Origin of the sequence: Sinorhizobium sp. CB7 (assembly GCF_041357635.1) — a bacterium.
GTDB lineage: Bacteria > Pseudomonadota > Alphaproteobacteria > Rhizobiales > Rhizobiaceae > Rhizobium.
This window is the reverse complement of record NZ_JAULLL010000002.1, coordinates 80,791-102,905: the sequence shown is the minus strand read 5'-3', so window position 1 is coordinate 102,905 and position 22,115 is coordinate 80,791. Positions and strand designations below refer to the sequence as shown.

Annotated in this window: 20 protein-coding genes and 1 tRNA gene; 8 read left to right on the top strand and 13 right to left on the bottom strand. The window is 58.6% G+C overall.

What is annotated here, in order from left to right; translation table 11 throughout:
- Window positions 1-2: 2 nt before the first annotated feature.
- Together AAE029_RS04645 and AAE029_RS04640 are read right to left on the bottom strand one after the other, a co-directional pair.
- Window positions 3-953 carry a carbohydrate ABC transporter permease gene (locus AAE029_RS04645; protein WP_371071638.1) on the bottom strand — a complete coding sequence of 317 codons (951 nt, stop codon included), beginning with the start codon at window positions 951-953 and terminating at the stop codon, window positions 3-5.
- Window positions 954-1,158: 205 nt separating this feature from the next.
- The gene (locus tag AAE029_RS04640; protein WP_371071637.1) at window positions 1,159-2,418 is read right to left on the bottom strand and encodes an ABC transporter substrate-binding protein; all 1,260 of its coding nucleotides are present in this window, start codon (window positions 2,416-2,418) and stop codon (window positions 1,159-1,161) included.
- 230 nt (window positions 2,419-2,648) lie between these two features.
- On the opposite strand from AAE029_RS04640, the gene AAE029_RS04635 reads away from it, so the two are divergent.
- The 4 genes from AAE029_RS04635 to AAE029_RS04620 all read left to right on the top strand — a co-directional run bounded on the left by AAE029_RS04635 (window position 2,649) and on the right by AAE029_RS04620 (window position 4,966).
- Entirely contained in the window at window positions 2,649-2,819 is a 171-nt protein-coding gene (locus AAE029_RS04635; RefSeq protein WP_371071636.1) for a hypothetical protein, read from the top strand.
- Window positions 2,820-2,919: 100 nt separating this feature from the next.
- Window positions 2,920-3,804, top strand: coding sequence for a BadF/BadG/BcrA/BcrD ATPase family protein (locus AAE029_RS04630; protein ID WP_371071635.1), 885 nt, complete (start codon window positions 2,920-2,922; stop codon window positions 3,802-3,804).
- Complete coding sequence (locus AAE029_RS04625; protein WP_371071634.1) at window positions 3,801-4,565, top strand: GntR family transcriptional regulator; 765 nt, start codon at window positions 3,801-3,803, stop codon at window positions 4,563-4,565. The genes AAE029_RS04630 and AAE029_RS04625 overlap by 4 nt, the downstream gene beginning before the upstream one ends.
- 92 nt (window positions 4,566-4,657) lie before the next feature.
- The gene (locus AAE029_RS04620) at window positions 4,658-4,966 is read left to right on the top strand and encodes a hypothetical protein (protein ID WP_371071633.1); all 309 of its coding nucleotides are present in this window, start codon (window positions 4,658-4,660) and stop codon (window positions 4,964-4,966) included.
- Window positions 4,967-5,164: 198 nt separating this feature from the next.
- Here AAE029_RS04620 and metH read toward each other — a convergent pair whose 3' ends face one another.
- Entirely contained in the window at window positions 5,165-8,935 is a 3,771-nt protein-coding gene (gene metH / locus AAE029_RS04615; protein WP_371071632.1) for a methionine synthase, read from the bottom strand.
- Window positions 8,936-9,114: 179 nt separating this feature from the next.
- Between metH and AAE029_RS04610 the strand changes: the two genes are divergently transcribed.
- Window positions 9,115-10,371 (top strand): AGE family epimerase/isomerase, encoded by a 1,257-nt coding sequence (locus AAE029_RS04610; RefSeq protein ID WP_371071631.1) that lies wholly within the window; start codon window positions 9,115-9,117, stop codon window positions 10,369-10,371.
- Between the two features lie 99 nt (window positions 10,372-10,470).
- Here AAE029_RS04610 and AAE029_RS04605 read toward each other — a convergent pair whose 3' ends face one another.
- The 3 genes from AAE029_RS04605 to AAE029_RS04595 form a co-directional block, all read right to left on the bottom strand.
- Entirely contained in the window at window positions 10,471-11,094 is a 624-nt protein-coding gene (locus AAE029_RS04605) for a DUF2799 domain-containing protein (protein WP_371071630.1), read from the bottom strand.
- A gap of 122 nt (window positions 11,095-11,216) precedes the next feature.
- A complete protein-coding gene (locus AAE029_RS04600) occupies window positions 11,217-11,729 on the bottom strand; it encodes a heme-degrading domain-containing protein (RefSeq protein WP_371071629.1) in 513 nt (170 codons plus the stop codon).
- A 95-nt stretch (window positions 11,730-11,824) separates the two neighbouring features.
- A complete protein-coding gene (locus AAE029_RS04595) occupies window positions 11,825-13,150 on the bottom strand; it encodes a hemolysin family protein (RefSeq protein ID WP_371071628.1) in 1,326 nt (441 codons plus the stop codon).
- Between the two features lie 257 nt (window positions 13,151-13,407).
- Here AAE029_RS04595 and xth point away from each other — a divergent pair, with 257 nt between their 5' ends.
- Window positions 13,408-14,187, top strand: a complete 780-nt coding sequence (gene xth, locus AAE029_RS04590; RefSeq protein WP_371071627.1) for an exodeoxyribonuclease III — start codon at window positions 13,408-13,410, stop codon at window positions 14,185-14,187.
- A gap of 4 nt (window positions 14,188-14,191) precedes the next feature.
- On the opposite strand, the gene AAE029_RS04585 is transcribed toward xth, so the two are convergent.
- The 5 genes from AAE029_RS04585 to AAE029_RS04565 form a co-directional block, all read right to left on the bottom strand.
- Window positions 14,192-14,575: a hypothetical protein gene (locus AAE029_RS04585; RefSeq protein WP_371071626.1), complete on the bottom strand. Its 384-nt coding sequence runs from the start codon at window positions 14,573-14,575 to the stop codon at window positions 14,192-14,194.
- Window positions 14,576-14,619: 44 nt separating this feature from the next.
- Window positions 14,620-15,099, bottom strand: a complete 480-nt coding sequence (locus AAE029_RS04580; protein ID WP_371071625.1) for a pyridoxamine 5'-phosphate oxidase family protein — start codon at window positions 15,097-15,099, stop codon at window positions 14,620-14,622.
- Between the two features lie 106 nt (window positions 15,100-15,205).
- On the bottom strand, window positions 15,206-17,140 hold the full coding sequence (locus tag AAE029_RS04575) for an adenylate/guanylate cyclase domain-containing protein (RefSeq protein ID WP_371071624.1): 1,935 nt from the start codon (window positions 17,138-17,140) through the stop codon (window positions 15,206-15,208).
- Complete coding sequence (locus AAE029_RS04570) at window positions 17,134-17,292, bottom strand: hypothetical protein (protein WP_371071623.1); 159 nt, start codon at window positions 17,290-17,292, stop codon at window positions 17,134-17,136. The genes AAE029_RS04575 and AAE029_RS04570 overlap by 7 nt, the downstream gene beginning before the upstream one ends.
- 828 nt (window positions 17,293-18,120) lie before the next feature.
- On the bottom strand, window positions 18,121-18,324 hold the full coding sequence (locus AAE029_RS04565) for a hypothetical protein (protein ID WP_371071622.1): 204 nt from the start codon (window positions 18,322-18,324) through the stop codon (window positions 18,121-18,123).
- Between the two features lie 367 nt (window positions 18,325-18,691).
- On the opposite strand from AAE029_RS04565, the gene AAE029_RS04560 reads away from it, so the two are divergent.
- The gene (locus tag AAE029_RS04560) at window positions 18,692-18,955 is read left to right on the top strand and encodes a DUF982 domain-containing protein (protein WP_371071621.1); all 264 of its coding nucleotides are present in this window, start codon (window positions 18,692-18,694) and stop codon (window positions 18,953-18,955) included.
- Window positions 18,956-18,970: 15 nt separating this feature from the next.
- Here AAE029_RS04560 and AAE029_RS04555 read toward each other — a convergent pair whose 3' ends face one another.
- Both AAE029_RS04555 and AAE029_RS04550 read right to left on the bottom strand, forming a co-directional pair.
- Window positions 18,971-20,191 (bottom strand): MFS transporter, encoded by a 1,221-nt coding sequence (locus tag AAE029_RS04555; protein WP_371071620.1) that lies wholly within the window; start codon window positions 20,189-20,191, stop codon window positions 18,971-18,973.
- Between the two features lie 893 nt (window positions 20,192-21,084).
- Window positions 21,085-21,160, bottom strand: a tRNA-Ile gene (locus tag AAE029_RS04550).
- Window positions 21,161-21,317: 157 nt separating this feature from the next.
- Here AAE029_RS04550 and AAE029_RS04545 point away from each other — a divergent pair.
- Window positions 21,318-22,064, top strand: a complete 747-nt coding sequence (locus AAE029_RS04545; RefSeq protein WP_371071619.1) for an SIMPL domain-containing protein — start codon at window positions 21,318-21,320, stop codon at window positions 22,062-22,064.
- The last annotated feature ends 51 nt before the right edge of the window (window positions 22,065-22,115 follow it).

Below are 22,115 nucleotides of genomic sequence, written 5' to 3'. Positions count from 1 at the left end.
CCTCAGAACTGGTAGCGGCGGATCCGCCGCTGGATGACGAACAGGTAGAGCGAGACGCCGGCAAGGATGATCAGGAACATGACCGTTGCGATCGTCGCGCCCATGGACCGGTCTCCGAGCTGAAGCTGGAAGCCGAAGAAGGTACGGTAAAGGAGCGTGCCGAGAATATCTGTGGAACCATCTGGCCCCGCAAGCGCACCCTGCACCGTATAGATCAGGTCGAAAGCGTTGAAATTGCCGACGAAGGTCAGGATCGAGATGATGCCGATCGCCGGCAGCACCAGCGGCAGCTTGATTTTCCAGAACTGGCTCCAGCCGGTGACGCCGTCGCATTCGGCAGCTTCAATCACCTCTTCCGGAATGTTCAGGAGCGCCGCATAAATCAGCATCATTGGAATGCCGATATATTGCCAGACGGAAATCAGCGAGACGGCGATCAGCGCGCTGCCGGGTTTCCCGAGCCAAGGTGTAAAGAACGACTTGAGCCCGACGAGATCCATCATCCAGGGAGCGACTCCCCAGATCGGCGACAGGATCAGCTTCCAGATGAAGCCGACGATGACGAAGGAAAGCAGGGTCGGCAGGAAGATCGCCGTACGATAGAAGGCGACGAAGCGCAGCTTCGGGATCGAAAGCAGCGCCGCCAGCGCAATACCGATCGGATTCTGCACGCACATGTGAATGACGAAGAAAATCAGGTTGTTGCGGAAGGCGTTCCAGAAATCATGCGCCCAGCGCGCATCGCCGAACAGCACCTTGAAATTCGCAAGCCCCACGAAGACGGATTGCCCTTCGACCGTATTATAGAGCGACAACCGGAGCGTTTCGATCAAGGGCAGGATCATGACCGCCGAATAGACGAGGAAGGCAGGCAGCAGAAAGACGAAGATATGCCAGCGTATCGAACGCTTGATCGGAACCACGTCGATTGCGGCATTGTCGGCTTGGTTCATGGCTCTTGCCCGTTCTTATTGGCTGCGGAGCAGCGCGGAATGATAGAGTGGAAAAGCCCCTCACCCTAACCCTCTCCCCGCCTGCGGGGAGAGGGGACGACGGAGGGTGCGGCTTGTCCCTTCTCCCCGTTGAGACGGGGAGAAGGTGCCCGACAGGGCGGATGAGGGGCCGAGCACAGGCCCAGCCCCACGCGAGCCTACCCTCTTACTTCGCCGGCTTGTACCAGCCGTCGAGGCCGTCCTGCAGCTTCTTGGCGGCTGCCTCCGGCGTATCCGTGCCGTTGATGACGTTTGCGGATTCGACCCAGGTCTCGTTTTCCAGGTTCGGCGTGCCGCGCGACAGGATTTGATAGGTCGAGCGGATCGTCGACTTGCACTTGTCACGCCAGGAGACGAATTCCTGAGCAAGCGGATCAGTCATCTTCACCGGCGTGGAGTTCAGGCTGAAGAAGCCCGGAAGCGCGTTTGCATAGATATCCGCGAATTCCGGAGAGGCGACCCAGCTCAGGAACTTCTTGGCTTCCTCGCTATGCGTGCTCTTGGTGTTCAGCCCGACACCGATATCGTTGTGGTCGGAGATGTAGCAGGTGTCGCCGGCCTTCTTCACCGGCGGCGGGAAGGCGCCCATCTTGAACTGTGCCTGGCTGTTGAAGAGCGGAATCTCCCACGAACCGGCCGGATAGATGGCGGCGCGGCCAAGAGTGAAGAGGTTCTGGCTGTCGGAATAGGTCTGCGCCTCGAAGCCGTCACCAAGATAGTCCTTCCACTTGGCGAGAACCTTGTAAGGTTCGACCCAGGCATCATCCGTCAGCTTCTGCGTGCCCTTTATCAGGGCCAGACGACCCTCCTCACCCTTCCAATAGTTCGGGCCGATATTCTGATAGCCCATGGTCGCGGCTTCCCAGAGATCCTTGGTGCCCATGGCCATCGGAATATAGGTTCCGTCGGCCTTGATCTTGTCGAGGGCCGCAAAGAACTCGTCCTCCGTCTGCGGAACCTTGATGCCAAGCTTGTCGAAGGCATCCTTGTTGTAGATGAAGCCGTGAATGACCGAAGCCATCGGTACGCAGAAGGTCGACTTGCCGTCATCGGTGGTCCAGGCGGACCTGGCGACAGCGGAGAAATTCTCCATGCCCGGCAACGTCGTCAGGTCGGCAAGCTGCTTCTTGTTGAAGAGCTCGCGCGAGGCGTCGAACGGACGGCATGTGATGATGTCTCCCGCGGAGCTGGCGTCGAGCTTGGCATTCAGAGCAGCGTTATATTCCGTCGGCGCGGTCGGCGAGAAGACGATCTTGATGCCCGGGTTCTTGGCTTCGAAAGCCGGGATGATCTTCTCCTGCCAGATCTGCAGATCGTCGTTACGCCAGCTTTCGACCGTGAGCGTTACATCCGCTGCATGGCCGAGCCCCGCCGATGCAAGCAGGCTGGAGGCAAGCAGCAAGCCTTTCAGAGCACTCTTTTTCATTTCCCTCTCCTGTTTTAGGCGCTGGTGAAGCGCTGTTATGGTCTGAAACAAGCAATTGGCGTGCCTGAGGAAACACCCAACAGCCACTTGGAGGGCCGCCAGGACTGCCGGCCCAGAAAGCTTGACGGATATCCGGTGCAGAACGTCCGCCCCGAATGATCACAACTTTTAAAGAGGAACGGGCGTGGCCAGCGCCATAGGCATGGATGCCCTGCATATGCTCATCTGCAATGGCGAAAGCCACCATACGTCCGGCAATTCTTCCGTTGCCGCTTTTGCTGGAGCTGCCTGCTGTTCCCTTTTCAGGAATTAAGGCCAAAAAAATACCAATTGTCCAGTCGAAATTAATCTTCGAGCGCAAAAAATTTTCCGTGCAAAAAATCATCAAACAATTTCAATGATATAAAAATATGACAAATTGAATATTTTGCCTCTTGGTAAATGGTATTTTTTTGGTATTGTACTGAAAAACATAACAATGAAACTGCCTGGAGGGGTCCGATGACGGAATTTGCGATCGGCATTGACGGCGGCGGCACGAGCTGCCGCGCGGCTGTCGCCGACAGGACCGGCAAGATTATCGGCCGCGGCAAAGCCGGTGCGGCGAATATTCTTTCCGATCTCGATACATCGTTGACCAACATAGCAGCCTCCGCACGCAAGGCTTTCCGTGACGCGGGGCTTGACCCGGCCGGCGTTGAGAGCGCGTCCGCCGCGGTTGGGGTAGCTGGCGCCAATGTCGGCGACTACGGAAGCCGTATCCAGCAGGCCCTTCCCTTCGCCCACAGCCGGATCCTGACGGATGCGCTGATTTCTCTCCAGGGTGCAGTCGGCGACGCGGACGGCGTTGTCGGCGCTTTCGGCACCGGCTCGGTCTATAGCGCGCGCCGTGGCGGCGTCGTGACGGAGATCGGCGGCTGGGGATTTGTCGTCGGCGATCAGGCGAGCGGCGCCCGGCTCGGTCGCGACCTCTTGGAACGAGCGCTGCTTGCCCATGACGGCGTTCGTCCCGCCTCGCCCCTCACCGATAAGATCATGCTCGAATTCGGCAATGATCCGGAGCGCGTCGTCGAATTCGCGCATAAATCGAAACCGAAGGACTTTGCCCGTTTTGCACCGGAAGTGGTGGCGCATGCCGATCTCCGCGATCCAATCGCCGTGGCCATCATGCGTACCGCCGTTCGCGCCATCGAGGAAAATCTGGACAGGCTTCTCTGGCCGGAATGCCCGACCATCTGCCTGCTCGGAGGCCTTGCTGCAGCCTACCGCCCGTGGCTGAACCCCACCTACAGAGGCATGCTTGCGGAACCTAAGGGCGATGCCCTGGAGGGTGCGGTGGCCTTTGCTCTCCATATGGCGAGAGATGGCGAAAGGCCCGACGCATGACCGAGGATCTGACCGTCATATTCTCACCCGAGCGGATGTCGGCCGGTGGCACCGGTCCCCTCTACGTCAAGCTGCGCCGGACACTGGAAGAGGCAATGAAGGCGGGGACGCTTCGCCAGGGAGATGCGTTGCCGCCCGAGCGCGACATCGCCGAATATGCCGCCGTCAGCCGGGTCACGGTGCGCAGGGCGATCGACGAACTGGTGGCCGATGGTCTTCTGGTGCGCCGCCACGGCTCTGGGACTTTCGTCGCGCGGCCGGTTTCGAAGGTGGAGCAGCGCCTGTCGCAACTCACCTCCTTCACCGAAGACATGGCCCGACGCGGCATGAAAGCTCGTTCGGAATGGCTACATAAAGGCGTGCATACGCCCTCGCCCGATGAGATGATGATCCTGGGCCTTGCGGCCGGAACCAAGGTTTCGCGCCTCAGTCGCCTCCGCATCGCCGACGATCAGCCGCTCGCGATAGAACATGCCAGTGTCTCCGGCGAGTTCCTGCCCGATCCGTCGGCCGTTACGACTTCTCTCTATGCGGAGCTTGAAAGGCGTCAGGTCCGACCGGTCCGTGCCGTACAAAGGATTTCAGCGACCAATATGAAGGAAGCCGATGCCGGTCTGCTCGGAGTGCCGGTCGGCGCGGCGGGACTTTCGATTGAGCGCATCTCGTATCTCGGCTCCGGGCGGGCGGTCGAATTCACCCGTTCGCTCTATCGCGGCGACGCCTATGATTTCGTTGCCGAACTGACAATCGCAGCGTCCTAAGTGCTGTCTACTCGGGGAACCTGCCACCCAATGAATGAGTTTCCATTCAGTCCCGTCAGGAAACGTTATGACGGTAGCTATTGGAGATTCCTTTGCCCTGGATCGCCTATATCGTTCATTTCATCGCAGCCGCTTTCCTTACAAACGGCATCCCGCATTTCGTCAACGGCGTGAGCGGTCGCTCATTTCCGACACCGTTCGTCCGCCTCCATGGCGAAGGGCGCAGCTCTCCTGTCGTCAATGTTGTCTGGGGCTGGGCGAATATCCTGATCGCCTTTCTGCTTTTCGCAAATATCGGCCCCTTTTACATCGGGACTCCCGGCGACACGATTTTCGTGGCTGCCGGTGTCCTGGTCACAGGTGTCTTGCTGGCGCGATTCTTCGAGCGCGAGAAAGGCTAACCGACTAGAGCGAGATGCCGTGTGCGATTTTTCGGGCGACATCCCGATCTGACTTAATTTAGAGCCGGAGGATCGCCGCCTCCGCTCCGGCAAGGCTGGACGCCTCAGCCGTTGCGGCCGGCGGGCAATTCACCAACGAGAGACTACCTGAACCAATCTGCGAATAAAAGGCTCCAAGGCCTTACGGCTGATGCATTTTCAAGCAGCGTCTTCGATCTTGTCATCCTCTCGCTGTGGCACATAATTGAGGACCGGCCCGAGCCAACGTTCAACCTCGGCGATCGGCATGTTCTTGCGAACGGCATAATCCTGCACCTGATCCCGCTCCACCTTCGCCACTCCGAAATAATAGGAATCGGAGTGGCCGATATAGAGACCGGAAACGGATGAGCCGGGCCACATAGCATAGCTCTCCGTCAGCTTTACACCGGTCGCCGCTTCCGCGTCGAGCAGGCGGAACAACGTCTTCTTCTCGGTATGGTCAGGCTGCGCAGGATAGCCGGGCGCCGGACGAATGCCCGCATATTCCTCTGTCAAGATCTGGTCGTAGCTGAGATTCTCATCCGGCGCATAGCCCCAAAATTCGCGACGAACCCGCTCGTGAATGCGCTCGGCAAAAGCTTCGGCAAAACGGTCGGCCAGTGCCTTCACCAGGATCGAGGAATAATCATCATTGGCGCGTTCGAAACGTTCGGCAATCGCGATCTCCTCGATACCGGCCGTGACGACGAATCCGCCGACATAGTCCTGGGCACCGCTTGCTACTGGCGCCACGAAGTCCGACAGCGCCACATTCGGACGGCCGTCGCGCTTGGATAGCTGCTGCCGCAAGGTATAGAAAGTCGCAAGCTCGTCCTTGCGCGCTTCATCCTTGAACAGCCGGATATCGTCGCCGACGCTGCCCGCCGGCCAGAAGCCGATGACGGCGCGCGGGCGGAACCATTTCTCGGTGATGATCTTGTCGAGCATGGCCTGCGCATCCGCGTAAAGTTGGCGTGCAGCCTCCCCCTGTGCCTCGTCCTCGAGGATCGCTGGATAACGACCTTTGAGTTCCCAGGTCTGGAAGAAAGGCGTCCAGTCAATGTATCGCGCCAATTCGGCCAGATCGTAATCCTCGAAGACCTTGGTGCCGAGGAATTGCGGCTCTACCGGCCGGTAATTCGCCCAGTCGATCTTCTGTGCATTTTCACGAGCGCGTGCGATCGGCAGACGGACTTTCTCCGCCTCATTGCGGGCATGTGCCGCAGCCACCTTGGCATATTCGGTGCGCACGGTTTCGACGTAGGACTGCCGCGTGTCGGGCGACAGCAGCGATGAAACGACGCCGACGGCGCGCGACGCATCGGTTACATAAACGGCCTGACCCTTGCTGTAGCCCGGATGGATCTTCACCGCCGTATGCACCCGGCTGGTGGTCGCACCGCCGATCAGGAGTGGAATGTCGAAACCCTGCCGCTCCATTTCCGAGGCGACATGCACCATCTCATCGAGCGAAGGCGTGATGAGGCCCGAGAGCCCGATGATATCGGCCTTCTCGTTGACGGCTGTCTCCAGGATCTTCGTCGCCGGCACCATGACGCCGAGATCGATGATCTCGTAATTGTTGCAGGCGAGTACGACGCCGACAATGTTTTTGCCGATATCATGCACGTCGCCCTTGACCGTCGCCATCACCACCTTACCGGCGGATTTGCGATCTGCGGTTCCATTGGCGAGCTTTTCCGCCTCCATGTAAGGCAGCAGCACTGCAACCGCTTGCTTCATGACGCGGGCCGACTTCACCACCTGCGGCAGGAACATCTTTCCCGAGCCGAAGAGATCGCCGACGACATTCATGCCGGCCATCAGTGGGCCTTCGATGACATGCAGAGGCCGCTCGGCCTTCTGCCGCGCCTCCTCGGTATCTGCCTCGATATATTCGGTGATGCCGTTGACGAGCGCATGCTCCAGCCGCTTCTCGACCGTCCATTCACGCCAGGAAAGATCCTGCGCCTTGCTTTCCCTCGCGCCCGCACCGCGGAAGCGCTCGGCAACCTCCAGCAAGCGTTCGGTCGCATCGGGGCGACGATTGAGCACCACGTCCTCGCAGGCTTCGCGGAGCTCTGGATCGATATTGTCGTAGACGGCCAGCTGGCCGGCATTGACGATGCCCATGTCCATGCCGGCTTGAATGGCGTGGTAAAGGAAGACGGCGTGCATTGCTTCGCGAACCGGTTCATTGCCGCGGAAGGAAAACGAGAGATTCGAGACCCCGCCCGAGATGTGGACGAGCGGCATGGTCTGCCGGATCGTGCGCGTGGCCTCGATGAAGTCGACACCGTAATTGTTGTGGTCCTCGATGCCGGTCGCGACCGCGAAAATGTTCGGATCGAAGATGATGTCTTCCGGCGCCAGACCTGCCTCTTCCGTCAGAAGCTTGTAGGCGCGTGTGCAGATCTCGACCTTGCGCTGATAGCTGTCGGCCTGCCCCTTTTCGTCGAAAGCCATGACAACGACAGCCGCGCCGTAATTGCGCAACAGCCTCGCCTGTTTCAGGAAAGTCTCCTCGCCTTCTTTCAGCGAGATCGAGTTGACGATCGGCTTGCCCTGCACGCATTTGAGGCCGGCTTCGATGATCGAAAATTTCGACGAGTCGATCATGACAGGCACGCGGGCGATATCCGGCTCGGCGGCGATCAGGTTGAGGAATTCCACCATCGCCTTTTCGGAATCGATCAGCCCCTCGTCCATGTTGATGTCGATGACCTGTGCACCGTTCTCGACCTGGTCGCGCGCCACGTCGAGAGCCGTGGTGTAGTCGGCATTGGTGATCAGCTTGCGGAACTTCGCCGAGCCGGTGACATTGGTGCGCTCGCCGACGTTCACGAACGGGATATCCTTCGTCAGCTCGAAAGGCTCGAGCCCGGACAGCGACATGAATGGACGATGCTCTGGGATCTCGCGGGGTTTATAATTGGCGACGACTTCGGCGATCGCCGCGATATGTTCCGGCGTCGAGCCGCAGCAGCCGCCGACGATGTTGACGAGGCCGTCGCGAGCAAAGCCCTCGACCTGCTTTGCCATCAGCTCCGGCGTTTCATCATACTGTCCGAATTCATTCGGCAGACCGGCGTTCGGATAGGCGCAGATGAAGGTGTCTGCGGCACCGGAAAGCTCCTGCAGATGCGGCCGCATTGCATTGGCGCCAAGCGCGCAGTTGAGGCCGACCGTGAATGGCCTGGCGTGACGCACGGAATTCCAGAATGCGGTCGGCGTCTGGCCGGACAGCGTGCGGCCGGAAAGGTCGGTGATCGTACCTGATATCATCACCGGCAGGCGGATGCCCTTCGCCTCGAAACGCTCCTCGCAGGCGAAGATCGCTGCTTTTGCGTTCAGCGTGTCGAAAATCGTCTCGATGAGGATGATATCGGCGCCGCCGTCGATCAAACCGTCGATCTGCTCGCCATAGGCGAGGCGCAGATCGTCGAATGTCACCGCGCGGTAACCGGGATTATTGACATCCGGCGAAATCGAAGCGGTGCGGTTGGTCGGACCGATGGCGCCGGCCACGAAACGGCGCTTGCCATCTTCGCGCTGGGCGCGGATCGCCGCACGGCGAGCGACCTCGGCGCCTTCCTTGTTGAGATCGTAGACCGCACCTTCCATCTGGTAATCGGCCTGAGCAATGCGGGTGGACGAAAAGGTGTTCGTTTCCAGGATATCGGCGCCTGCCATGGCGTAGCGATAGTGGATCTCCTCGATCGCATTGGGCTGCGTCAGGATCAACAGGTCGTTGTTGCCCTTCTGATGACAGGCGCATCCGATGAATCGTGCGCCTCTAAAATGATCTTCATCGAAGCCGAGCCCCTGAATCTGCGTGCCCATCGCGCCATCGAGAATGAGAATGCGTTCACTTGCAGCTTTGCGCAGGGCGGCGAAAATCTCGCTGCCGTCACGGTTGGCTGCCTCGCGACCGAAAAGATCAAGCATGAACGGACTCCTTTGGCCAGATTGCGACACTCTCAATCACATAAAGATATGTTTATGTCAACATATCTCTCCGCCTGACTGCAATGCGTGCAGGTTATCAGGCGTTTCGCCGGTGACAGAAAAGCATGTGCGCTATATAGCCCTTGAACTGGATTTTGCACGGAATCGGAGGAGTTTTTATGAGCGCACCGGATGAAACGGCGAAACTTGGCAACTGGAGCAAGCGCGGCTATCACCGCAACTGGCTTCTGAACCAGGCCAATGGCCTTTTGGATTTCTTCCAATATCGTGCCGTCAATCCGAAGGGCGGTTTCCACGATATGGATGATACCGGCAAACCGCTCGATTCCGTCAATCCGGTGCGCGGCATCCATTCGACCGCCCGCATGATTCATTGCTTCTCGATTGGTGCCCTGCTTGGTCGCCCCGGTTCAGAAGACATCGTCGACCACGGGATGAATTATCTCTGGAACCATCACCGCGACCAGAAATATGGCGGGTATGTCTGGTCGCTCAACAATGATGGCCCGGTAGACGCCAGCAAACAGGGCTACGGCCATGCTTTCGTGCTGCTTGCCGCCTCTTCCGCCCGAACGATCGGCCATCCGCTTGCCGATGACATGCTCGCCGACGTCACGGAGATCCTCAATACGAAATTCTGGGAAAAGCGGCACGGCGCCATTGCCGAAGAATTCAATCAGGATTGGTCGCCGATTGATGGCGGCACCTATCGCGGCCAGAACTCCAATATGCACCTGACCGAAGCGCTAATGGCGGCCTTCGAGACGACCGGAGACAGGGCCTATCTCGACAAAGCGGAAAGCATCGCGGACCTGGTCATCCGCCGTTCCGCCGGCTCCGTCGGCTGGCGAGTCGCAGAGCATTTCGATGCCGAATGGACGCTCGACAAGAATTACCGTGGCAATGAGATGTTCCGTCCTTCCGGCACCACGCCGGGCCATTGGCTGGAATGGGCGCGCCTTGTCCTGCAGCTCTGGTCGCGCGGCGGCAAACGCCACGCCTGGATGCCGACCGCTGCAAGTGACCTCTTTTCCCAGTCGATGTCACTAGGCTGGGACAACGATAAGGGCGGATTCTTCTATACGCTTGATTGGGACGATGTGCCTGCCAAACGCAACAAGCTCTGGTGGCCGGCCTGCGAAGGCGCCGGTGCTGCCCATTACCTCAATGAGCATCTGCCGAGCAGCTTCCACGAGGAAAGCTATCGCAAGATATGGGGCGTGATCGCCCGCTTCTTCATCGATCATGCGAACGGCGGCTGGCATGAGGAACTGACGGAAGACCTTGCACCGGCCCATTCCATCTTCCCCGGCAAGGGCGATATCTACCATGCGCTGCAGGCCTGCCTCATCCCCCTCTTCCCGGCAACCGGCAGCCTGACCAAGGTAATTGCCGAGGCGGGCGGCAAGATCTGAGGCAGGCAATGACTTGGAGCGCCGCGCCTTCGCCCTCGCCTGTGCTTGTCACAGCAGGTAGAGGAGACGCGTCGCGCCAGACATCCGCAGGAATAGGATCTAGTAGCCAGGCATCGGCAGGGGCGCGTCGGGATTCGCCTGGAACAGTTCGATGTCGCGGCCGACACGATCGAGTTCGAATTCGACCTCGTGCTGTTCGCGGCGGATGCGCCGCATCTCCCTCTCCTGCTCGTCAATCCGGTCGCGCATGTCGCGCTTGTCGTCGGCTTTTGCCTCTTTCAGCCTGTCGGAAAGCTGATCAACGTCGGCTTCCTTGAAGGCATAATCCGACTGCAGCGAACTGAGCCGGGCTTGCAGCGAATGCTGCTTGTTGCCGAGATTGTAGCCGCGCAGGAAACCTGCCGCCGTTTGCGGCGGGCAGACGTTGCTGTAGCCATCACCCGCCTGTCCGTGCGACAGTCCGCTGAGCGGCGTGCAATAGCGCACCAGTCCTGCTTGGTATCCCTGGTACCAGACCGTCTGATCCGGGACGATCTTCACGCGCTCGCAGGACTTTGCGTGCGAGGCGAACCGCTGCTGCGGATCGTAGCCGGCAGCACCGTCTGTTTCCCCGATGACGCGCCAATCGGCAGCCACGCATTCCTCCTTTGAAAGCGTGTTGCACGAGGCAAGAAGCAGCGTCGAACCGACGATGGCGGCAAGCGCGAACAAAAGGCGGGTCATGGATTTCCGATGAGCGAAAGGCGATAACTTCTCTTACTCGAACAGAAGCATCGCGTCACCTGTCCGGCGGCCCGATTTTGCGTTTTCCATGGCTTTTCTTTGTCTAAATTATGGCACGCCCGTCACACGATGGCCGGGCCCACGACGGACGGAAGAAGCAGATCGTCCGGCACCTTGCCGAGCAACAATGCCAGGGCCTCTACGACGAGATTGTGATCGTCCCTTTGCGGCAGGCCGGACACTGTGACTGCGCCGATACAGCCGGTGCCCTTGACAGTGATCGGAAAACTCCCGCCGCTCGCCGCATAATCTGCGCTCGCAAGACCGTTGTCTTCGATGGACTTGCCTTTCTTCTGCAATGCAAGGGTCGAGGCATAGCTGCTCGTCAGGTAACGCAGAACCATGTTGCGCTTGCGACGTACCCAATGGGAATTGTCGGGTGTCGACCCTGGCATTGCCACGTAAAAAACCGGCATCGAATGCAGGGTGATATCGATAGCAATCCCAAGCCTCCGCTCGGCCGCCAGCTCCTGCAGGAGCTCCCCGAGCCGCCACGCGGTCGCAAGATCGAAGCTATCGAAACGCAGCTCCTCCTCCTGTTTGGCAATACGGCAAAGATCATCCTCGATCACCATGGCCCTCCCTCCTGCTACTCTCAGTGGCGGCGAAGATCCTCGTCCTGTACCGTAAAGTAAAGGAGAATTTTCGCTGCAAGCGGAATGCGTTCAAATTACTCTTCAGGCTGCCGTGAAGCCAGAATCTTGTCGATGCGCATACCGTCCATGTCCACGATTTCGAAGCGCCAGCCGCCGAACTCGAAGGTCTCTCCGGCCTCCGGAATGTGCTGAAGCTGGTGGAGGGCGAAGCCGGCAAAGGTGTGAAAGCCGGCGTCCTCCGGGCGGTCGCGCATGCCGATCCTCTCGAAGGCTTCGAATGCAGGCATCATACCTTCGACAAGAAGCGATCCATCCGCTCTGACGACGATATCGGGCTCCTTTCCGGTCGACCCCGGCAGGTCACCTGCGATCGCCTCCAGAAGGTCTGTCTGGGTCACAATGCCTTCGAGGCTTCCATATTCATCGATGACGATCGCCAGATGCACGGGGGTCGCCTTGAAGCGATCGAGAACGCGAAACACGGAGGTGTTCTCGTGGACAACGAGTGGCTGCTTGACGACTGCCATCGGATTCGGCTGCCCGCCATCGAGGATCTGATCGAGAAGATCTCTCTTGAGCAGCATGCCGATCGGCTCGTCAATCGAGCCGCGCCCGACGATGAGCTGTTCATGCCGGCATTCGCGGATCGTCTTCAGCATATCCGCGATGCTGTCGTCGGCGTCGATCCAGTCGACCTCGAGGCGCGGCGTCATGATATCCGAGATCGGCCTGTCCCCGATGTTGAAGACCCGCTCGACGAGTTGTTGCTGTGCCTGATCGAGCAGCCCCGCCTCCTGGCTTTCGGCAACCAGCAGCTTGAGTTCGGCCGGCGAATGCAATGAGGCTTCGCCCGTCCCCGCATGAAGGCCGACGGCGCGCAGCACCAGATTTCCAAGCCCGTTCAGGATTAGGATCGCAGGCTTCAGAAGAAAAAGGAAAACAGCCAGCGGCCGCACGACGCCAAGTGCGGTGCCTTCGCTGCGTTGCAGGGCAAGGCTCTTGGGAGCCAGTTCTCCGAGCACGATGTGGAGCGCGGTTATGATGATGAAGGCGACGACGACAGCGATCGCATGCGAACCGGCCGACGCCCAGCCGGCCGGCAATATGGTCAGCAGCGGCTCAATGAGATGGGCAAGCGCCGGCTCGCCGACCCAGCCGAGCCCGAGAGACGATATGGTAATCCCGAGCTGAGTGGCTGCGAGATTGGCATCAAGATTGTCGACTGCCCGCTGGAGAGCTGTCGCGTTCATGCGCCTAGCCGAAACGAGTTCAGCGACACGGCTGCGCCGCACAGACACCAGCGAGAACTCGGCCGCCACGAAGAAACCGTTTGCAGCGACAAGGAAGAAAACGGCAAGAATCCCGATATAATCGAGAATGCTGCCATCGGAATCGGACATTCTGGGTTGCCTCTTGCAGTTGCTATGTAAGTAAGCCTAGCATGAATTTGCCGACTGGCGGACGTCTCGGAATGAAAAGCTGCGCGAATTCAGAAAGGCGTCTTCCGGCGCTGAGTCCTCGCCTGACAGAAGCCGGCACAGTCCGACAGGCCCGCCGTTCAATTCGGATATCTGAGATAACGCCATGGCTCTGAAACTCTTCCTCGTGACCTGCCCCAACGTGGCGAGGGCGGCAATCGTGGGCAATGACATCAGCGATGAAGATTGCCACCTATAACGTCAACGGTATCAACGGCCGCCTGGCGGTCCTCCTGCGCTGGCTCCAGGAAGCTGAACCGGACGTGGTATGCCTTCAAGAACTGAAAGCGTCGGACGACCGATTTCCGCGTAGGGAGCTCGAACGCGCAGGCTATGGCGCCATCTGGCACGGTCAGCAGACATGGAATGGCGTCGCGATCCTTACCCGGGGCAAACAGCCTGTCCAAACCCGCCGAGGCTTGCCAGGTGACCCTGACGACACCCAGTCTCGCTATATAGAGGCAGCGATCGATGGCATGATCGTCGGGTGCCTCTATGTTCCGAACGGCAATCCTGCCCCAGGCCCCAAATTCGACTATAAGCTTCGTTGGTTCGAGCGGTTGAGGCGTTATGCGGCGGAGCTCATGGAGCTAGGCATCCCCGCAGCGTTGGTGGGCGACTACAACGTTATGCCGACAGATCTCGATGTCTATGCGCCGGACCGCTGGCGAGATGATGCACTATTCCGGCCCGAGGTTCGCAAAGCCTATACCGAGTTGCTTGCCCAGGGCTGGACGGATGCCCTGCGCGAATGCCATCCGGGCGAACGTGTCTACACCTTCTGGAAATATCTTCGAAACGCCTTCGCACGGGATGCCGGCCTGCGCATCGACCATTTCCTTCTCAGCCCTTCCCTGGCGGACCGCCTGGAAGAAGCCGAGGTGGACAGGCATGTTCGAAGTTGGGAACATGCGAGCGACCACGCGCCGGCATGGATCCAGCTCGTGTCCGATACATGAACCATCAGTCAGGTCTGCGCTGGGCCAGAATGGCAATCAATGACGCGATGGGCAGGCCACGTATGGTCCGCGCGAGAACGAACGTCGCGCCGAAAGCCGCCGCCAACTTGATCCAGGGATATTCGCCGAGTTGAGCGTGCGCGCTGGCGTTGAGAGATGTTCGCTCAGCCTGCACGACCCTGCGCATTTGACGTCGTAGCTCGGCGACGTGCTCGCGCAGGGCGAATATCTCATCGCGAAGATCTTCTAGATCAGCTTCCGCTTTGGCGCGGGCCATCTCGAGCGCTGTGGGAGGCAGCTCGTCTTCGACCATGGAATCGGCTTCCGCGACGGAATAACCGCTTGCTCCCACGCCAGACGTTCCCGTGGGCTGCACTTTCTCGACCATCCCATTCCTCCTTGCAGCTTTCCCTGCCGGTCACACTCTCCCGATCACAGCCTTACCTTGGCGCTGTCGCCCATGTCAGGCTTTGTGTTGGAGACCGCCGCTGCGGCCATCTTTATGTAGCTGAAGACCGTGCCAGGACTATCCCAATATTCCGCGGAGGAAGGAGCCACCCTCAGGATGCGAATAGATGGATCGTCAGGACTGTGCCACCACGCCTTGGCCGGCGTCGCCCAAAGTTCGTCTATGCGCTCACGATCGTTCGAAACGGATGCGGTACCTGACAGGGATACATATTTTTGCCCTCTCGGATCCGAGAAAGCGAGGCAGACATTCGGCGATTGCTGGATCTCGTCATCCTTATGGCTGTGGACATCCGTGAGAAAATAGATCGCGTTTTCCAAACGCTCGGCGTAGGCCGACATCGGCCGAGCCCTGATCTCCTCACCGTTCTTCGTTACGAGCATGCAGAAGCCGATTTTCTCGATGAGGTCCCACACCCGCTCAATATCGTCATTTTCGGACATGTGCGTCTCCTGACTGTCATCAGGAAACACCTGGCAGCACGGGAGGTTCCCGCATTAGCGCAGATAAGTGCCGGCGAATCTCAGGACTAAGTGCTCCGAAGTGCCCCTATGCTCTAAGCTCAAACAGTTCCGTCTGCCCCGTTCGTCCCTTGACACTGACGATCCCGATAGGAACGAACTCAAACACGTCGCCGACCACATCTCGGACTGCGCCACTGACGAGGATCGAAGTCCCATACTGTCTATTGAGGCCCTCCAGACGCGAGGCGATGTTAACAGTGTCCCCAATGGCGGTATATTGCCGGCGTGTCTCCGCACCGACGCTGCCCACCACAGCAGGTCCCGTGTGCAGGCCGAAGCGAGTGAAGAGCTCGGGCCGACCGTCCGCTGAGTTGGCGGTATTCATGGCGTCTATTGCGGCCTTCATGGCGAGCGCGCAGCGGCAAGCATTCTCGACATGCCGGTCATCACGAACCGGAGCGTTCCACATGGCAAGAACGGAATCCCCGATGTACTGCACGATGGTGCCGCCGTGGCGCTCTATGATATCGTTAAGGGTTTGAAAATAGCTCGAGAGCAAGGCTACCACTTCCTCCGGCGAATGCCGTTCGGAAATAGTAGTGAAATCCCTTATGTCGGTGAAAAGCACAGTAATGTCCTGCCTGGCCGCCGCGGCAGACTGACCGGCGATGACGATCCTGCGGACGAGTTCCCGCGGGACATAGAGTGAAAAATTCCTGATGGCGTTGCGCGCGGAGCTCAGCGCCTTTGCCAGCGAGTTGACCTCGGAAATCCAGGAATGCGAGACGCGGCTTTCACCGAATTCGAGCTTGCCCATGTGTCTCGCCTCGTCGGCGAGCGCATACAGCGACCTGCTGATCAACCGGGAGATGATGATTGCTGCCAGCACGCCTGCGGCCAGGAAAGCCGCCGCGATGGCAAGATTGCGCTGCAGCGTGCGCGCGACGGGAGCCACAAGTTCATCGAGCGGGGCAGCGATGACGACTGTATATCCGCCAAGCAGTCCGGCGACCTCCTCCCGAAAGATCTGTGCCAGGTATTCACTCCCATTTACCGGGAAATGGACGATCTCGCCCGTCGGTGGACCGCCGGCAGGTGCGAACAGATTTGCGATTGCCGGAAGTGCAGGATCCGCTTGCGCCAAGGCTACAGGCGACGGCTCCCGCCCACGGCGGAGCTGGCCCCTGATTTCATTCATGACATTCTTGTCGGAGTGGACGATCAGACGGCCCCTCTGGTCAAAGACATAGCCACGCGCATGCTGCGAGAGCGTGCTGACATCGACGATTTCCCCCAAGGTAATCAGCAGCACGTCCGCTCCGATCACCACGCGATTGCCCTCGCCTGCGGGTGTCGCCAGTGTCATCGTCAGCGAATTGGTCGACGCAGAGACATAGGGGCCGACTGACACCGTCTTGCCTTCGCCAACAGCAGCAAGGTACCAGGGCCGAATACGAGGGTCGAAGATGTCATCACGATCGGCACGTCGATTAAGCGGACGCGCACTCTTGTCGTAGAACGTCCAGGTCGTATCGGACCCGCCGGCAAGCTTTCTGACGACGCGGAAGGCAAATGCAGTATCCGCGGGAGCGTTGAGGTTGTCACGCCATTGGGGATTTGCTGCGACGTCGACAGCCTGCACGAAATCACCGCCGGGATAACCCGCATATATGCCGTCGATACGAAAAGACGACTGCAGGACCTTCAGGAGAAAGTCCTGCTTTGCGTTGAGATCATTAGGCGGCGCAGTCAGCATCTCCGGTACAACCGCCCCGGTGACGATCGCAGCGTATCCACTGTTGAAGACGTTGCGGTAATCCTCGATCGTGCGAAGCCCGAGTTGGCGCATCTGGGCTTCGCCGGTCGATAAAGCCGTGAACTTGCCCTGCGCGTATGTCATCCATACGAGCGGAAGGGCAATACAGGCCAACAGCCCCAGAATAATGACGCTCAGATGCAACCGCAGTGGCGCAGCCCAGGTGGAGAGGATGTCCTTTTTCTTCCTCCAGCCGGTCAGCATCGCACGGCGTTCCAGCCTGTCAGCGCAGCTTCTCCGGAGATAAGGCGCGAGCCGATCATGGCAGTGCGCGCCGTCCGCCCAAAAAGAACCTCGCCGGACCCGTCGCTGCGATCGGCCACGCCCGTAATGTGAAGCCTGGCATTTGATACCATGGATCCCCTGTCCTGCATCATCTGACCGAGCAGCCAAATTGCTCCGAATTGAACGATCCGGCGCAGCACAATTATGTATTAGAAATTTCTGAATTACTATTAAACTGTGGAACCGGCTAGATCGCACTCGCTGAAGCCGGCACCCCCTCTCACGGGGATGCATGGCCCTTTACATGCTCCAAAGACGGTCCCATTGTCGATCGAAACAGCGATGCTGACCGCGTTAAACTTGGATCATATGCCAGCCTGTCGAGAACGCCAGCATCAACGCCTTTCGGACCACGCGTCATTGCGTTCCATCAACGCGTGGATCGGATATGTGCGGTAGATTGAACACTGAGAATCCGGGAGCTGCGCATGGCACTAACGCTGAGAAACATGTCGCGGACAGAAGGCCTTTCTGTCCTGGAGCAATCGTGGTTCGGATATTTTGCCTCCTGAGGTAGAACTAAGGAGATAGACATGCTGACAACGGATCGAGGATGCCAAAGAGGGGGAGAACGCTTCGCTATTCCGACGCTTGGCGAAGTTGAGGGACGACTGATTGCCTCCGAGGTCGTGGCGAGTTGCTGCCTGCATCAGTTCCTCGCTGATCCAAAGGCCTTGGCTGATATCAGACGGCGGATCAGGCGAACCTTGCATGTCCATTGCAAGAGAACGAAACTCTGCACTGAGGACACTGACGCGGCCGTGGAGTATGCGCTTCAATTGCTGGATGCAGCGATCGCAAGAGTGGGCAAGCGTCGCGTGATTCGGACCACCAAGCTATAGCATGTAGATAGCGCATAGACTTCCGTCGTCGCTTCGGTCAGCCAACGGCTAGACGTCTCAGATCGAAGGCAGATGCGTCACGACTTCCCGCCGGCGCCTGTCATCGAGAGGCTCGATATTCACGTTCCAAAACGCCTCGGCTTCAGGAGTGTCCCGTTCCCATTGCCGCGTTGTTACGTGATTATCGTCGACCTTTGCACGCCTGTGTCCGCCGAGCCGCATGTATTCCGTTGCCAGATCTAGTGGGGATATCTGTTCCATGGCGACCATCCTTTCTGAAGATAGCAGGGAAACAGAAAAGGATATGCGATTGTTCCGGCTGGCTGAGTCTCCCCTGCTTCCATCTGAAGCTTGACCCCTATCGCTCCTCGCACGCGCCGTCCGTGCTTCTTCGAGCCGCTGACTTGAGAGCGGTCAACTCCGAACTGAAGTATAGACCTTGCATCCGGTGTCATCCAGTGATCTCGGTCGAAGCATCGGGTCGGACATCTCATTTTATGCCACGAAGGCCGCAATCTTCACCTTGGCACGTTCCACCCCTGACCACGGCCGCCAAAATCCCCGCCTGCGAATTCGGAACAGTTATTGCATGGTTACGGACATACTTATCTTCTGGAGGGATTGCGTAATGAAATGGCACACCTCTCATCAGTTTCCTGCCGTAAGGCTCGCCGTGCGTGGCAGAGAAAAGTACAAAGTTATCAGAACCGTAAGAGACGCAGCTGAAACGCTTATCAACTATTGGCCGAGCGATGATGGTGAAGAATACGTTATCGCGGTGAGGCTTTGTCTTCGCGCGTTGCACGATGAAGTTCCCCCGGAAGTCGTCCGGGAGGCGCTAATCCGAGCGGCTGATGAGGAGCGGATTTCGCATATATCGGTTGTTGCCTGAAGTTTGGCGACGGATTCAAGGGTTTTGAGCAATCGTGCTGCTTGTTTCCCTTCGGGTTGTCGACAAGAGCAAGAGGAGAGCGACGACTTCGAAGATTGCGCCTAGCCATCCGAGATCCGCCACGGACGCGTGAAGCATCACCAATGAACCGACGGACGCGCCTATCGAAAAGCCGAGATACATGAATGAATGATTGAGGGACAGAGCGATGGGCGCGTGGGCATGGCCTGCCAAGCCAACAAGGCGCGAGAGCTGCGCCGGGTAGAAACCCCAGCCTGCGATGCCCCATAGAAAAACTGATATTCCAACGGGCACGATCGCCTCACGCTGGGTCAGGAATAGCGCGCTGCCGGAAAATATCAGCAGTGTCAGCAGGAGCAGGCTGAGCAGCGGAACCATCACTGCGCGATGTCCAAAGCGGTCACTGAGATGCCCGCCGAGAATGACGCCCGCCGCCGCCGAGATGCCCCAAAGGAACACCGCGGCGCTTATCTCCCCACCCGATGCGCCGATCGTCTGATTGAGATAAGGGGCAAAGTAAGTCCAGAGGACATAGGCACCTGCCGCCCACGTCAGCGTAATGACAAGCACGATCAGTATGTTTGGTTGGCCGGCCACCTGCAGACGATCCCTGAGGCTCGCGACCTTCATGTGGTCACCGGCTTTGCTGTGGATGCCAACAAGCAGACCAACGATGGCGAGAAGCGATATCAGACCGACCCCAAGAAACGTCATCCGCCAGCCAAATGTCAGGCCGACCAAAGACCCGAGAGGAAGCCCGAAGGCGACAGCGATTGTGAGACCGGTATTGACGATCGAAATTGCACGCCCGCGTTTCGCGGGTGGTACGATGCTCCCAGCAAGAGCATTGGCATTCGGTGTATAGAGTCCGGCCGATAACGCCAGAAGGATACGCGCCATGAGGAGTTGCCAATAATTGGATGACGCCCACGCAAATCCGTTCGCCAGAGCAAACGCTGCTAGAGCGATGATGAGGAGCTTCCTGCGGTTGAGATTGCCCAGCAGTGTCGTCAGTATCGGTGAACTCAGGGCCAATGTCAGGGTGAACACTGTCACCAGCACCCCAACATCCACGAGGGGTACGGATAGATCGGCGGACATCCGCGGCAAAAGGGGGACGATCATGAAGCTCTCGGTACCAATGCCGAACATTCCCACGGCCAACCAGTAGACTGGCTTCATCGAGTTATTTGCGTTGACGACGTTCTCTGCCATTTTCTTCTCGCGATTTGTTGGGGCGCGCGTGAGAACTTTGGGGTGGCAAAGCTGTGTAGTGATTTCAAACCGAAGCAATGATGTTTCGGCTGTAGCAAAGGAACCGTTGTGATGGCTTGTGATGGCTCCGGTTGGGGGTTAGCGCTCCCTGCTGAGCTCAGGGGCCGACAGAAGCTGCAAGCAAACCGTCTACCTGAGGTTACAAAACCGCAAGTTTGATCGCTGCTTTCCTCATGGCCCCCGAAACCTGTCCCGGATGAAGGCTGTAGCACTGCGGCGCGACATGGCGTCGCCTCCGAGCGCATGATTTTTTCGCGCAATCGTTGTGAATAGAAGCTGAATGCGAAGTTCTGCCGCCGTTCAGGTTGATCAGACCAATGTCATGTAATCCCACTGTGGGAGCAAAATTTCACTCAAAGGGCGGAGTTGTTCATCGTGAGCCGGATTATTTTCAAAACCAGCATAGCGGCACTTATTGTCGTTTGCAGCCTTCCTGCGATTACTGTTGCAGACGAGATTCTTAAAGATAGGTACGGAGCTCAGATCGGCAGAATCTCAACTAGCTCCTCCGGAGTTCAGACCATCAAAGACAGATACGGCAGTAGTCGAGGGACGTATGATCCCAAATCAAATACGACAAAGGATCGCTACGGATCTACAGTAGGCAGCGGCAATCTCTTGCCAACGCTACTTGATATTGCCTCACCTGGTAGCGATCGCTGTTAAGCACGTCATTTATCTCTAAGCTACGGCGCCAGATGGCGGATTGCGGGGCTTCGAAGGCAGGCGTCCCGGTTCCGGTTCTGCAATGTGATCTCGTGCTACATCGCTGTTTCGTCACGCTACCATCAATAGCCTTCCTTCGGGTGGCAACTCTGTCAGTTGGAAGACATTGGTGGGCCCGGAGGGACTCGAACCCCCAACCAAGCGGTTATGAGCCGCCGGCTCTAACCATTGAGCTACAGGCCCCGGCGGGCACGGGGCCACGCACGTCGCGCTGGCGCAATGGTCCGCCGGCACGCGTTTCGCTCTAACGCAATTTGCCGTAGGCTACAAGACACTGCCGTAATAGCTTCACAATCCATCGACAAAAGCATTGCGGAAACATCAACCAAGGAATGAACCAATGCCCATGACAAAACCTAAGGATTTTGCCCTGGCGGCACTTTTCGGCGCCGCGATTGCGGCTGCTGCGCCCGCCATCTCGCTTGCCCAGGAGGCAAAGCCCCGCGAAGCCATCATTACGGTGACCGGCGAAGGCGAATCGGTCATGGCGCCCGACATGGCAGTTATCACCCTTGCTGTTGTCAAACAGGCCAAGACCGCCGGCGAAGCACTCACCGAGAACAACAAGGCGATGGGCGAGGTGCTCGCGGCGCTGAAGGCGGGCGGCATTGCCGAACGCGATCTGCAGACCTCCGGCTTCTCGATCCAGCCGCAATACAGCTATCCTCAGCCGAAGGAGGGCGAACCGCAGCAGCCGCAGCTCATCGGCTATCTGGCGACGAATTCTCTGACTGTCCGGGTGCGCGACCTGACGAAGCTCGGCGCGATCATTGACCAGTCGGTCAGCCTTGGCGTCAATCAGGGTGGCGACATCCAGTTCACCAACGACAAGCCGGAAGGCGCTATCGACGAAGCGCGCAAAATCGCCGTCACCAATGCAATCGCTAAGGCGAAGACGCTCACGGAAGCGGCGGGCGTCAAGCTTGGCCGGATCGTCGAAATCAACGAAAACACGGTCCGTCCGGTGCCGCAGCCGGTCTATCGGGCCGCAATGATGAAAGAAGCATCGGATGCTTCCGTCCCGGTTGCAGGCGGCGAAAATTCCTACAACGTCACCATCAACGTGACCTTCGCTCTCGAGCAATAAAGAAAATCCCCGGCCAGCCCGGGCTGGCCGGGGAATTCAAAACGCTGCCCT

Excerpts from the sequence above, each read along its gene's own strand:
- AAE029_RS04645 (WP_371071638.1), bottom strand. The coding sequence starts at position 953 with ATGAACCAAGCCGACAATGCCGCAATCGACGTGGTTCCGATCAAGCGT.
- AAE029_RS04640 (WP_371071637.1), bottom strand. The coding sequence starts at position 2,418 with ATGAAAAAGAGTGCTCTGAAAGGCTTGCTGCTTGCCTCCAGCCTGCTT.
- AAE029_RS04635 (WP_371071636.1), top strand. The coding sequence starts at position 2,649 with ATGGCGAAAGCCACCATACGTCCGGCAATTCTTCCGTTGCCGCTTTTG.
- AAE029_RS04630 (WP_371071635.1), top strand. The coding sequence starts at position 2,920 with ATGACGGAATTTGCGATCGGCATTGACGGCGGCGGCACGAGCTGCCGC.
- AAE029_RS04625 (WP_371071634.1), top strand. The coding sequence starts at position 3,801 with ATGACCGAGGATCTGACCGTCATATTCTCACCCGAGCGGATGTCGGCC.
- metH (WP_371071632.1), bottom strand. The coding sequence starts at position 8,935 with ATGCTTGATCTTTTCGGTCGCGAGGCAGCCAACCGTGACGGCAGCGAG.
- AAE029_RS04610 (WP_371071631.1), top strand. The coding sequence starts at position 9,115 with ATGAGCGCACCGGATGAAACGGCGAAACTTGGCAACTGGAGCAAGCGC.
- AAE029_RS04605 (WP_371071630.1), bottom strand. The coding sequence starts at position 11,094 with ATGACCCGCCTTTTGTTCGCGCTTGCCGCCATCGTCGGTTCGACGCTG.
- AAE029_RS04600 (WP_371071629.1), bottom strand. The coding sequence starts at position 11,729 with ATGGTGATCGAGGATGATCTTTGCCGTATTGCCAAACAGGAGGAGGAG.
- AAE029_RS04595 (WP_371071628.1), bottom strand. The coding sequence starts at position 13,150 with ATGTCCGATTCCGATGGCAGCATTCTCGATTATATCGGGATTCTTGCC.
- xth (WP_371071627.1), top strand. The coding sequence starts at position 13,408 with ATGAAGATTGCCACCTATAACGTCAACGGTATCAACGGCCGCCTGGCG.
- AAE029_RS04585 (WP_371071626.1), bottom strand. The coding sequence starts at position 14,575 with ATGGTCGAGAAAGTGCAGCCCACGGGAACGTCTGGCGTGGGAGCAAGC.
- AAE029_RS04580 (WP_371071625.1), bottom strand. The coding sequence starts at position 15,099 with ATGTCCGAAAATGACGATATTGAGCGGGTGTGGGACCTCATCGAGAAA.
- AAE029_RS04575 (WP_371071624.1), bottom strand. The coding sequence starts at position 17,140 with ATGCTGACCGGCTGGAGGAAGAAAAAGGACATCCTCTCCACCTGGGCT.
- AAE029_RS04570 (WP_371071623.1), bottom strand. The coding sequence starts at position 17,292 with ATGGTATCAAATGCCAGGCTTCACATTACGGGCGTGGCCGATCGCAGC.
- AAE029_RS04565 (WP_371071622.1), bottom strand. The coding sequence starts at position 18,324 with ATGGAACAGATATCCCCACTAGATCTGGCAACGGAATACATGCGGCTC.
- AAE029_RS04560 (WP_371071621.1), top strand. The coding sequence starts at position 18,692 with ATGAAATGGCACACCTCTCATCAGTTTCCTGCCGTAAGGCTCGCCGTG.
- AAE029_RS04555 (WP_371071620.1), bottom strand. The coding sequence starts at position 20,191 with ATGGCAGAGAACGTCGTCAACGCAAATAACTCGATGAAGCCAGTCTAC.
- AAE029_RS04545 (WP_371071619.1), top strand. The coding sequence starts at position 21,318 with ATGCCCATGACAAAACCTAAGGATTTTGCCCTGGCGGCACTTTTCGGC.